Origin of the sequence: Herbaspirillum sp. UBA812 (genome assembly GCF_002296545.1) — a bacterium.
GTDB lineage: Bacteria > Pseudomonadota > Gammaproteobacteria > Burkholderiales > Burkholderiaceae_D > Herbaspirillum > Herbaspirillum huttiense.
Genome location: NZ_DBIC01000374.1, coordinates 1 through 11,283 on the forward strand (window position 1 = coordinate 1; position 11,283 = coordinate 11,283).

The window sequence follows — 11,283 nt, forward strand, 5'->3', positions numbered from 1 at the left end:
GCTGGCCGCCGGCGTGCTGGGGCTGGACATGTACCAGATGCGCGCGCCGCTGGAGGCGGCCGGCTTGAAATACATCGACTGAGTTGGTGTCACCCACAGGCTGAACCTGACAAGGAGCCGTGAGGGGAAGAAGAGAGCGTCCACGCAGAAGAGGCGCACGCCGACCTGAACAGACATCCGTACTGCGCAGCAGAGCGCCCTTGGTGTGCGCCATCCCAATTGACAAGAACACTGGATCAACCAGACCGATTTACCCACAGGAGGAGATTCCTTATGCAGTTGCAACACCCCATCCGTCTCATCCCGGCAGCCCTGCTGCTGGCCGCTGCTCCCGCTGCCTTCGCGCAGAGTTCAGTTACGATCTATGGCGTAGTGGATGTCTATACGGCCTACCAGAAGAGCACCGTCGGCGGCAAGGACACCTCGCTCTGGGCCATGGGCAACAATGGCCAGATGACCAGCCGGCTTGGCTTCAAGGGCGTCGAGGATCTGGGCGGTGGCTATCGCGCCAGCTTCAATCTGGAAACCGGTTTCGATCCCAGCACCGGCGGCCTGCAGAACAGCTACCGCTACTTCGACCGCCAGTCCTGGGTCGGTCTCGGCGGCGGCTTCGGCGAAGTGCGCGTGGGGCGGCAGAACAGCGTCATGTTCCTCTACTCGGGCAACATGGATGCATTCGGTGCGGCCACCTATGGCTCGGCCTACAACAACTTCGCCAACTGGCTGGCGCGGGTGGACAACGATATCAGCTACATCTCGCCCAGGTTTGCCAATACCACGCTGGAGCTGCATTACTCGGTCGGCGAGCGCGCTGGCAGCACCGCCGGCAATGCGGTCTACCAGATCGGCATGCAGACCCAGCAGGGACCGCTCTACGTGGGCAGTGCCTACCTCAACGCCAACAACAGCACCAACACCAACAGCGTGAAGCAGTTCATGCTGGGCGGCAATGTTGACTATGGCAGCGGCAAGGTCTACCTGGCCTTCTTCCGCACCAATGAAGTGATCTCGGCCACCACCGGCAATGTCTTCACCAACCCGGCGGGCAAGTACGATCCGGCCGGTGCCGTGGTCGGCAATACTGCGGGCGATTATCACAACACCTACAGCCTCTCGGCCGACTACCGCATCAATGCCCAGACCACCGTCGGCGCGGGGGGCGGCTACGTCAAGGACCGCTCGCGCTACAACAACAACGCGCGCCAGTTCAGCCTGATCGTGAACTACGACCTGTCCAGGCGCACGCGGCTGTATGCGGTGGCCTCACGCCTGATCAACAAGAATACCGCCGCCTATCGCATGACCGGTGCCAGCTTCACGGCCAGCCAGGCCCTGAGCCCGGACGCCGGTGCCAGCGAGACCGGCGTGCAGCTGGGGATCCGGCACACCTTCTGAGGACGGTCGTTCTCAGTCGGCAGGTACGGCATAGGCCGCGAGGAAGGTCTCCACCGCGCGGCCGACCATGCGCTTCATGCGCGGCCGCGAAATGCTGGTCTCCAGCCCCAGCATCATCGGCTTGACGGTCTCGCAATCGAGCAGGGCGCACAGCTGCAGGGTCGCCAGCATGGGATCAGCGGTGCGCAGCCGGCCGGCCGCCATCTGCTTCTTCAAGAAGGCGGCGATGCGCTCCATCCCCATCTTCGGTCCCTCTTCATGGAAGCGCCGGCCGATGTCGCTGCGGCCGGCTTCGGCCACGATCATGCGGTGCGTCTGCAAGGTGCTCTCCTGGCACAGGAAGCTGACCGCCTTTTCGCCAAAGACCTGCAAGGTCTTCGCCAGATCGTCCACCTCCTCCTGGTCCAGCGCGGCCAGGGCCGGCTCAATCTGCTTTTTCGCCTCGCCGTGGGTCACCGCCAGGAACAGCTCCTCCTTCGACTTGAAGTAGCCATACAGCGTGGCCTTGGAGCCACCAATGCGGGCCGAGATCTCGGCCATGGACGCACCCTCGAAACCCATCTCCTTGAATACCTCGGCCGCCACGGCCAGGATGGCCTCGCGCCGGGCAGGGGTCTTGACTCTCATCGAACTGTCTCCGTTTTCTTTACAAGTGTCATTTTCGTACAGATGTGTTCAGTATTGCTTGACCGGGGAAGAACTGTCAATTAATAATACTGTACAGTTCGGTATCGTTATAAAAACCTTCTTCCTTTTCCGGAGAGTCCTTCATGCGCACCACACCCCTTCTACGGCCCGTCGCTGCACTGGCCATCCTCAGTGTCCTCAGTGCCTGCGGCAAGCCGCCGGGCGGGCCGCCACCGGCAGCGGGTACGCCCGTGCTGGGGGTGATGACGGTGCGCGCGCAGCCGGTGGAGCTGCATGCCGAGTTGCCGGGCCGGACCTCGCCTTACCAGATCGCCGACGTGCGGCCGCAGGTCAACGGCATCATCAAGGCACGCAATTTCCGCGAGGGCAGCGACGTCAAGGCCGGGCAGGTGCTGTACCAGATCAACCCGGCCAGCTATCAGGCAGCCTATGACAGCAGCGTGGCGGCCTTGGCCAAGGCCGAAGCGAGCGTGAAGACGGCGCGCCTGAAGGCCAGCCGCTACAAGGAGCTGGTGGCCATCAAGGCGGTCAGCCAGCAGGATTACGATGATGCCGTGGCGTCCCTGGGCGAAGCCGAGGCCGATGTCGGTTCGGCCCGGGCCAATATGCAGACCAGCCGCATCAATCTCGATTACGCCAAGGTCGATGCGCCCATCTCCGGCCGCATTGGCAAGTCCAGCGTGACGCCGGGCGCACTGGTCACCGCCAGCCAGACCACGGCGCTGACCACCATCCAGCAGCTCGATCCCATCTACGTCGATGTCACCCAGTCCAGCACCAACTGGCTCAACCTGAAGGAAGCGCTGGCCAATGGCGAACTGCAGAAGTCCGGCAACGGCGCCAAGGTCAGGCTGATTCTGGAGAACGGCCGCACCTACGCACAGGAAGGAACGCTGCAGTTCTCCGATGTGACGGTCAACCAGGACACCGGTGCCATCACGCTGCGCGCAGTCTTCCCCAACCCCAAGACCGACCTGCTGCCGGGCATGTATGTGCGCGCCGTGCTGCAGGAGGGGGTGCGCCAGCAGGGCCTGCTGGTACCGCAACAGGCGGTCAGCCGTGACGGTGCCGGCAAGCCGGTAGCCTTCGTGGTGAATGCGGAGGGCGTGGTGGAGCAGCGCGCGCTGGTGACCGATCGTGCCATCGGCAGTCAATGGCTGGTCAGCAGCGGCCTGAAGGAAGGCGACCAGCTGGTGGTCGATGGCCAGCAGCGCGCCACTGCCGGAGCCAAGGTGAAGGTGGTGCCATGGTCGCCCAAGACCGCGGTGGCCAGCGCCAACGGCAGCGCCGGCAGCGGCAACAACTGAAAGGCGGGAAAACATCATGGCTCGCTTCTTCATTGACCGCCCCATCTTCGCCTGGGTACTTGCCATCATCGTCATGCTGGCCGGTGCCATCTCGGTGCTGACCCTGCCGATTGCGCAGTATCCGGCCATCGCACCACCGGCCATCGCCATCACCGCCAACTATCCGGGGGCGTCGGCCAAGACCCTGGAAGACACCGTGACCCAGATCATCGAGCAGAAGATGAAGGGGCTGGATCGTCTCAGCTACATGGCCTCCACCAGTGAATCGTCGGGCTCGGTGACCATCACCCTGACCTTCGAGAACGGTACCAATCCGGATACGGCCCAGGTGCAGGTGCAGAACAAGCTGTCGCTGGCCACACCCTTGCTGCCCTCGGAAGTGCAGCAGCAGGGCATCACCGTGACCAAGTCGGCCACCAACTTCCTGAACGTGCTGGCCTTCACTTCGGAAGATGGCAGCATGAGCGGCTCCGACCTGTCGGACTACGTGGCCGCCAATATCCAGGATGCGATCAGCCGGGTGGAAGGCGTGGGCGACACCACGCTCTTCGGTTCGCAATATGCGATGCGCATCTGGCTTGATCCCAACAAGCTCAACAGCTACAGCCTCACGCCGCTGGACGTGAAGAACGCCATCCAGGCGCAGAACGTGCAGGTCTCGTCCGGCCAGCTGGGCGGCCTGCCTGCTGCCGAGAACCAGCAGATCAACGCCACCATCACGGCCCAGACCCGCCTGCGCACCGCCGACCAGTTCCAGAACATCGTGCTGCGCACGCTCTCCGACGGGGCCCGCGTCAAGCTGCGCGACGTCGCCCGCATCGAACTGGGCAGCGAAAGCTATACCTCGGTCGGCCGCTACAACGGCAAGCCCGCAGCCGGCCTGGCCATCAAGCTGGCCACCGGTGCCAATGCACTCGATACCGTCAAGGCCATCGATGCCCGCGTGGCCCAGCTGGAGAAGTTCTTCCCCGCCGGAATGAAGGTGCAGAAGCCCTATGACACCACGCCCTTCGTGCGCATCTCCATCGAGGAAGTGGTACGCACCCTGATCGAAGCGGTGGTGCTGGTGTTCCTGGTGATGTACCTGTTCCTGCAGAACGTGCGCTATACCGTCATCCCGGCCATCGTCGCGCCCATCGCGCTGCTGGGCACGCTGGCGGTGATGCTGGTGGCCGGCTACTCGGTCAACGTGCTGACCATGTTCGGCATGGTGCTGGCCATCGGCATCATCGTCGATGACGCCATCGTGGTGGTGGAAAACGTCGAGCGCATCATGGCCGAGGAGGGCCTGGGTCCGCGCGAGGCCACCATCAAGGCGATGGGGGAGATCACCGGCGCCATCATCGGCATCACCCTGGTGCTGACCGCCGTCTTCATTCCCATGGCGCTGGCCGGGGGATCGGTGGGCGTGATCTATCGCCAGTTCTCGCTGGCCATGGCGGTATCGATCCTGTTCTCGGCCTTCCTGGCGCTGAGCCTGACGCCGGCCCTGTGCGCCACCTTGCTCAAACCGGTGGCCCCCGGCCATCACGAGAAGCGTGGTTTCTTCGGAGCCTTCAACCGAGCCTTCGCACGCCTTACGCGCCGCTATGAATCGCTGCTGGGCCGCTTGATCGCACGCGGTCTGCGCATGATGCTGCTCTATGGCGCGCTGTCGCTGTTGCTGGTGCTGGGTTTGCGGGCGCTGCCGTCGGCCTTCCTGCCGGAAGAAGACCAGGGCTATTTGATGACCAGCTTCCAGCTGCCCGCCGACGCTACTACCGAGCGCACGGCGCGCGCCGTGGATCAGTTCGAGCGCTATCTGAAAACGCGCGAGGATATCGGCGCCAATCTGTCGGTGCTGGGATTCGGTTTCTCCGGTTCCGGCCCCAATGCGGCGATGGCTTTCACCGAACTGAAGGACTGGAAGGAGCGCAAGGGGTCCACCGCCGCCATCGAGGCCCAGCATGCGCAGGCGGCCATGGAGAACGGAGTGGATGGCATGGTCATGAGCCTGCTGCCGCCGGCCATCGAGGAGCTGGGCAATTCCTCCGGCTTTGCCATGCGCCTGCAGGACCGTGCCAACCAGGGCCACGGCGCGCTCAAGGCGGCCGAAGCGCAACTGTTGGCACTGGCGGCACAGAGCCCCAAGCTGGCGGGCGTGTATGCGGATGGCCTGCCACCGGGGGCCAGCCTGCAGCTCAATGTGGATCGCCACAAGGCAGCCGCGCTGGGCGTTTCCTTTGCCAGCATCAGCGATACGCTCTCAGCGGCCATGGGTTCCTTCTATGTCAATGATTTCCCCAATGCGGGCCGCATGCAGCAGGTCATCATTCAGGCCCAGGCGCAATCGCGCATGCAGATCGAGGACCTGATGAAGCTGTATGTGCGCAACCAGAACGGCGGCATGGTGCCGCTCTCGGAAATGGTACAAGCCCAATGGCAGGTGGTGCCGACCCAATTGCAGCGCTACCAGGGCTTCCCGGCGGTGCGCATCTCCGGCAGTGCTGCGCCGGGCGTGGCCAGTGGCGATGCCATGGCGGAGATGGAAAGCTTGGCAAAGCAACTGCCGCCCGGCTTTGCCGTGGCGTGGACCGGCCAGTCGCTGCAGGAGCGCCTGTCAGCGGCCCAGGCACCGATGCTGATGGCCTTGTCGATGCTGGTGGTGTTCCTGGTGCTGGCGGCCTTGTACGAGAGCTGGCGCATTCCGCTGTCGGTCATGCTGGTGGTGCCACTGGGCTTGATCGGTGCGGTCGCAGCGGTGATCCTGCGCGACATGCCAAATGACGTGTTCTTCAAGGTCGGCATGATTACCGTCATCGGGCTCTCGGCCAAGAATGCCATCCTCATCGTCGAGTTCGCGCGCCAGTTGCGCGCCGAGGGTGCCGGCCTGGTGGAGGCGGCGATCAAGGCTGCGGTGCTGCGGCTGCGTCCCATCCTCATGACTTCGCTGGCCTTTGCGCTGGGCGTGGTGCCGCTGATGCTGGCCTCGGGCGCGAGTGCCGAGACCCAGCGCGCCATCGGCACGGGCGTGTTCGGCGGCATGGTCAGTGCCACGGTGCTGGCGGTACTGTTCGTGCCCTTGTTCTTCGTGCTGGTGCTGGGGGCGGGACGTCGCCGCAGCGCGCAAGGCGTGCAGGAGGCATGATGTGTCCGCGCAGTGATTTGCGGCTGTATGGCCGCCGGCTCCTCAACGACCGCGAGCAGATCCACCACGCCCGGTATCGCGACTACGATATCCGCGTCATCGCGATTCAGGGGCCGCATGGCTGGGAGATGAGCCTGCGCATCTTCCACGCCGGCAAGCGCATCCTGCGTTACCGGCAGGACAGCCCCCTGTATCTCGATTTCGAGCACGCCCGCATCGCCGGCATGCTGCGTGCGTACGAGATCATCGAACGCCGCGTGGCGGCCTGATTCTCTTCCCACGGGAGCGCGCCGTCAGCGCTTCGTCAGCCAGTGCGGCCAGCTTGCCACAGTGCAGGCCGTGCCGCCGTCTTTCTGGCTTCCCTTCCTCTCTTTTTCGTACGGCTGCCACCTACAATCCATCAGGAGTACGTGGCGGCACTGCCATGTCCGGCGTCTGCCGGACTGCCAATTTGGGTTAAAGAAAAAAGCCGCAGCTCTCTAGAATGCCATCACCCCTCACGCTGCCCGCAGGGCGCGGAAGATGCCGGTGTGCAAGGACATGAGCCTGTCCGCTGCCACGGCGATGACGAGACGCAGGTGTTTTCAGAAAAGGTAAGGGTCCGATGAGCCAGCTCGATTGCAGCAAGCATGACAAGGAAGAAAATGCGCTGAGGAAAAACGCCCTCGGCGTAGGTTTCATCATCTTCTTCGTGGTCTCCGCCGCCAGTCCCTTGAGCGTGATCGCCGGCGGATTTCCGATCGGCATCATGCTCGGCAACGGTCCCGGCACACCGGCCTTGCTGGTGCTGATCCTGTTGCTGCTGCTGGCCTTTTCGGTCGGCTATACCACCATGGCGCGCCACGTCACCAATGCCGGCGGCTTCTATGCCTTCTCCAGCGCCGGCCTGGGCGGCATGGCTGGCGGCGTGGCCGGGGTGCTGGCCATGTTCGCCTACAACATCCTGCAGATTGGGCTTTATGGCATGTTCGGCGGGGTGATGTCGGCCACCATCTTCGACATCTTCGGAGTACAACTGGCGTGGTGGGTCTATGCGGCCCTGGCCATGCTGAGCGTGGCCGTGCTCGGTTACCGCAACATCGACCTGTCGGCGCGCCTGCTGTCGGTGGTGGTGGTGGCCGAGTACCTGGCGGTGCTGGTGCTGGACTTCTGTATCCTGCGCGCCGGCGGTGATCATGGCGTCAACCTCGATTCCTTTGCACCGGCCAATGTCATGAGCGGTACGCCCTCCATCGGCCTGCTGTTCGCCTTTGCCGCCTTCATCGGTTTCGAAGCCACCACCATCTATGGCGAAGAGGCCAAGAATCCCAAGCGTGCGATACCGATTGCCACCTATACCTCGGTGCTGCTGATCGGTGCCTTCTATGGCATCTCGCTGTGGGCGCTCATCATCGGGGCCGGCAGCGACAAGGTGGTCAAGCTGCTGGAACACATGCAGGACCCGACTGCCTTCATCTACGTCATGTCGGACCACTATGCCGGGGGCGGACTGACGGCTGTGATTCGTATCCTCTTCGTCATCAGCATCTATGCCGGCTTGCTGGCCTTCCACAGTTCGGCCGCGCGCTATTTCTATGCGGTCGGGCGGGATGGCCTGCTGCACCGCCTGCTGGGCACCACCCACAAGACCTATCAAAGTCCGCACATGGGTTCGGCTCTGCAGAGCGCCATTGCGGCCGTGGTGGTGACGCTCTTTGCGGTCTCGGGGGCGCATCCCATCCTGCACCTGTTCGCCTGGTTCTCCAGCCTGGCAGCACTGTGCCTGATGCTGCTGATGATCATGACTTCGGCGGCCGTGATCTGCTATTTCCGGCGGCGTCCGGAGGCCTGTGACAGCGCCTGGCGGGTGCGCATCCTGCCGACCGTCTCGCTGGTCGCCTTGCTCTACATTCTCTGTACGGCCATCCTGCATTTCGATGTCTTGACCGGGGCCAGCAAATCCATGTCCTGGGCGTTGTGCTCGATGATCCCGCTGGCCATCCTCATCGGCGTGATGCTGGCCAGCCGTCTGCGCCGCTGTGCGCCGATGCGTTTCGCTGCGCTGGGGAGTCACAAGCTGTAGCCGCCCTCCGGCCCGGGCAGGAACCGTTGCTCAACGGGTCTCGCATTGCGAGGCCCGTTTTCTTTGGGCCACGTTTTCCGATACAGCAAAGAGGCGTGATTTGATGCGCGAATTCATGCGTGAATTCATGCGTCAATTCGGGCGTCAATTCGGGCGTGGATTCGCGCGTCAATTCACGCCTGTATTCGGGCGCAAAAAAACGCGGCACAGCTTGCGCCGCACCGCGTTGTTGCTCCGTGCGCCGATGATCCGGCGCGTCGACTTCAGGATGCCAGCAGCACCGTGATGGTCTTCTCTTCGGTATAGGCCAATGCGCCGGCCAGTCCGCCTTCGCGGCCCATGCCGCTGTCCTTGATGCCACCCCAGGGCAGGTTGGCATCCAGCGGGCTCCAGCAATTGACACCGATGGCACCGACCTTCACGCCAGCCGCCACCCGATGCGCGCGGGCCAGGTTGCCGGTCCAGACCGTGGCGGCCAGGCCGTAGCGGGAATCGTTGGCCAGGGCGATGGCTTCTTCCTCGGTATCGAAGCTGATGATGGTGCCGACTGGCCCGAAGATTTCCTCACGGGCGATGCTCATGCCATTGTTGGCATCGGCAAAGATCGTCGGCTGCACGAACCAGCCCTTGTTCGGCCGCGAGACACCGCCGGCCAGCAGGGTGGCCCCCTCGTCCAGGCCCTGCTGGATGTAGCGGTTGACGCGCTCGAACTGCGCCTTCTTGGCTACCGGCCCCATGCGCACGCCCGGCTGGCGCGGATCGCCCACGGTGATGCCGGCGGCGGCCTCGGCCAGTGCCTTGGCAAAGCGTTGCGCCAGGCTGCGCTGTACCAGAATGCGCGAACCGGCCGCGCATACCTGTCCCTGGTTGACGAACAGGCCCAGCGTGCAGCCGAACAGGGCATCTTCGAAAGGCGCATCGTCGAACACGATCTGCGGGCTCTTGCCGCCCAGCTCCAGCGTCACGCGCTTGAACTGTTCGCCGGCGATGCGCTGGATCGCGCGGCCCGCTTCGGGGCTGCCGGTGAAGCTGATCTTGGCCACGTCCGGATGTTCGCAGAGGGCACGGCCGACCTCGTTGCCGTAGCCGGTCACCACATTGATCACGCCATCCGGGAAGCCCGCTTCCTGCGCCAGGCGCGCCAGGTGCAGGGCCGATTGCGGGGTTTCTTCGGCCGGCTTGATGACCACCGTGCAGCCGGCGGCCAGCAGTGCGGCGACCTTCCAGCTGGTGATCATGAGCGGCGCATTCCAGGGCAGGATGGCACCGACCACGCCGATCGGTTCGCGGATCGTGTAGGACAGCGTGGGCTTGCCCATGTAGCCGGCCGTGGGAATGGTGCGGCCTTCCATCTGGTTGGCCCAGCCGGCGGCGGCGCGCAGGTGGCTCACGGCGTTGGGCACGTCCATCATGCGCGGCTCCATGGGCGAGCGGCCGATGGCATTGGCATCCATGTCGGCCAGCAGGTCGGCATCGCGCTCGACCAGTGCGGCCAGCGCATGCAGCAAGGTGCCGCGCTGCAGGCCGGAGAGCCGGCTCCATGCGCCGCCGTCCAGCTGCGCGCGAGCCGCCGCCACGGCCCGCGCCACGTCCTCGGCCGTGCCTTGCGCGGCGCTGGCGTAGACTTCCTCGTTGATGGGATTGACCAGGTTCATGCGCTGGCCACCGGAGGCCTCGCTGGCCTGGCCTGCAATAAAGTGCTGAAGATGGAGAGACATGCTCATTCTCGTGGTGGGTTGTCGGGAGACTGCATGCGGGTCATGCGCAGCGTCCTGCGGACGGGCGCACCTGGGCCTGCATGGAGCCAGAATGTATAGAGGGCAGGGCCGCGCAGTTAGCCCAAATGAGCAATTCGGCTGGCGACGGCGGCGAAGCTGTTGATGCAGGGAAAGAAGGGCTGCCCTGTTCTCGTCCGGGTTGCATTGATGTTGTGCATAAAAAACTAAAGTTGCACTATTTTGAAATATCGAGCCTGACAGCTTGGAAAATTGTAAAAGTATTTGCTAATTTTTGGTATTGAGATAAATTTGCATAAAACTAGCCGGAAAGGCAGACGCTGCGCGGCCCCCGGACCTGATCTCATCCAGGTCCCTTGCACGGACGCAGACATCCCATCAAAACAATGAAAATGCAGGCACGTTAAATGCATGGAGACAGAGCCACGCTCGCGGGGGCAATCGCGGCTCACTTGGAGAGAGACCATGTTGCAAAGCATTCACCGTTTTCAGGATGTGCATGTGCACGCCGCCGCCATTGGCGCGTGGAAGCAGACCTATGCACAGATTTCCGCCGGCAAGCTGGAGAGCTCGCTGATGCAGTTGTCGACCCGGCGCTGCCACGCCTTCCGCGAGCGCATCAACAAGCGCGTGGTCCAGCATGGCGAGGCACCGAAGGACCAGATCTGCTTCGCCTTCCCGATTGCCGCACCCGGTGCGGCGCACGTGCAGGGGCGCGAGGCCGATGAGAAGAGCATCCTGTTCCTGCAGGGCGGCGAGGAATTCATGTTCCACATGCCGATGGATACCGACCTGCTGTCGCTGACGTTTGACCGCGACCTGTTCGAGGAGCACCTGCACCAGATGCCCGACCCCGACCGTATCAGTGCCTTGCTGCGGCAGCCGGTCATCAAGGTGCCGCCCAAAGGCTTGCGTGCTTGTCGCGAACGCTTGCTCAACCTCTTCTCGCAATCGATGCTGCAGATCGATGGCGGTCAGTGGCAGGCCGATGCGCAGGCGGAGCAACGT

General features: G+C 63.6%; 8 protein-coding genes and 1 pseudogene. 7 read left to right on the plus strand and 2 right to left on the minus strand.

Features of this window, described 5'->3' with window-relative positions; all coding sequences use genetic code 11:
- Positions 1-273 precede the first annotated feature (273 nt).
- Complete coding sequence (locus tag B3873_RS24635; RefSeq protein WP_286869638.1) at positions 274-1,395, plus strand: porin; 1,122 nt, start codon at positions 274-276, stop codon at positions 1,393-1,395.
- Between the two features lie 12 nt (positions 1,396-1,407).
- On the opposite strand, the gene B3873_RS24640 is transcribed toward B3873_RS24635, so the two are convergent.
- Positions 1,408-2,022 (minus strand): TetR/AcrR family transcriptional regulator, encoded by a 615-nt coding sequence (locus B3873_RS24640; protein ID WP_286869640.1) that lies wholly within the window; start codon positions 2,020-2,022, stop codon positions 1,408-1,410.
- 143 nt (positions 2,023-2,165) lie between these two features.
- On the opposite strand from B3873_RS24640, the gene B3873_RS24645 reads away from it, so the two are divergent.
- From B3873_RS24645 to B3873_RS24660, 4 genes are all read left to right on the plus strand, one after another.
- The gene (locus B3873_RS24645) at positions 2,166-3,350 is read left to right on the plus strand and encodes an efflux RND transporter periplasmic adaptor subunit (protein ID WP_286869642.1); all 1,185 of its coding nucleotides are present in this window, start codon (positions 2,166-2,168) and stop codon (positions 3,348-3,350) included.
- Between the two features lie 16 nt (positions 3,351-3,366).
- Positions 3,367-6,477 (plus strand): efflux RND transporter permease subunit, encoded by a 3,111-nt coding sequence (locus B3873_RS24650; protein WP_286869644.1) that lies wholly within the window; start codon positions 3,367-3,369, stop codon positions 6,475-6,477.
- A complete protein-coding gene (locus B3873_RS24655; RefSeq protein ID WP_286869646.1) occupies positions 6,474-6,746 on the plus strand; it encodes a hypothetical protein in 273 nt (90 codons plus the stop codon). The genes B3873_RS24650 and B3873_RS24655 overlap by 4 nt, the downstream gene beginning before the upstream one ends.
- A 335-nt stretch (positions 6,747-7,081) precedes the next feature.
- Positions 7,082-8,539, plus strand: a complete 1,458-nt coding sequence (locus tag B3873_RS24660; RefSeq protein ID WP_286869648.1) for an APC family permease — start codon at positions 7,082-7,084, stop codon at positions 8,537-8,539.
- A gap of 263 nt (positions 8,540-8,802) precedes the next feature.
- Here B3873_RS24660 and B3873_RS24665 read toward each other — a convergent pair whose 3' ends face one another.
- Positions 8,803-10,257 (minus strand): aldehyde dehydrogenase family protein, encoded by a 1,455-nt coding sequence (locus B3873_RS24665; protein ID WP_286869649.1) that lies wholly within the window; start codon positions 10,255-10,257, stop codon positions 8,803-8,805.
- 125 nt (positions 10,258-10,382) lie between these two features.
- Between B3873_RS24665 and B3873_RS24670 the strand changes: the two genes are divergently transcribed.
- Together B3873_RS24670 and B3873_RS24675 are read left to right on the plus strand one after the other, a co-directional pair.
- Positions 10,383-10,559 carry a hypothetical protein gene (locus B3873_RS24670; RefSeq protein WP_286869650.1) on the plus strand — a complete coding sequence of 59 codons (177 nt, stop codon included), beginning with the start codon at positions 10,383-10,385 and terminating at the stop codon, positions 10,557-10,559.
- Between the two features lie 181 nt (positions 10,560-10,740).
- A pseudogene (locus B3873_RS24675) lies at positions 10,741-11,283 on the plus strand (AraC family transcriptional regulator); the annotation flags it as partial.

What these genes read in the sequence shown, in the direction of transcription:
- B3873_RS24635 (WP_286869638.1), top strand. Translation starts at nt 274, where the DNA reads ATGCAGTTGCAACACCCCATCCGTCTCATCCCGGCAGCCCTGCTGCTG.
- B3873_RS24640 (WP_286869640.1), bottom strand. Translation starts at nt 2,022, where the DNA reads ATGAGAGTCAAGACCCCTGCCCGGCGCGAGGCCATCCTGGCCGTGGCG.
- B3873_RS24645 (WP_286869642.1), top strand. Translation starts at nt 2,166, where the DNA reads ATGCGCACCACACCCCTTCTACGGCCCGTCGCTGCACTGGCCATCCTC.
- B3873_RS24650 (WP_286869644.1), top strand. Translation starts at nt 3,367, where the DNA reads ATGGCTCGCTTCTTCATTGACCGCCCCATCTTCGCCTGGGTACTTGCC.
- B3873_RS24655 (WP_286869646.1), top strand. Translation starts at nt 6,474, where the DNA reads ATGATGTGTCCGCGCAGTGATTTGCGGCTGTATGGCCGCCGGCTCCTC.
- B3873_RS24660 (WP_286869648.1), top strand. Translation starts at nt 7,082, where the DNA reads ATGAGCCAGCTCGATTGCAGCAAGCATGACAAGGAAGAAAATGCGCTG.
- B3873_RS24665 (WP_286869649.1), bottom strand. Translation starts at nt 10,257, where the DNA reads ATGTCTCTCCATCTTCAGCACTTTATTGCAGGCCAGGCCAGCGAGGCC.
- B3873_RS24670 (WP_286869650.1), top strand. Translation starts at nt 10,383, where the DNA reads ATGAGCAATTCGGCTGGCGACGGCGGCGAAGCTGTTGATGCAGGGAAA.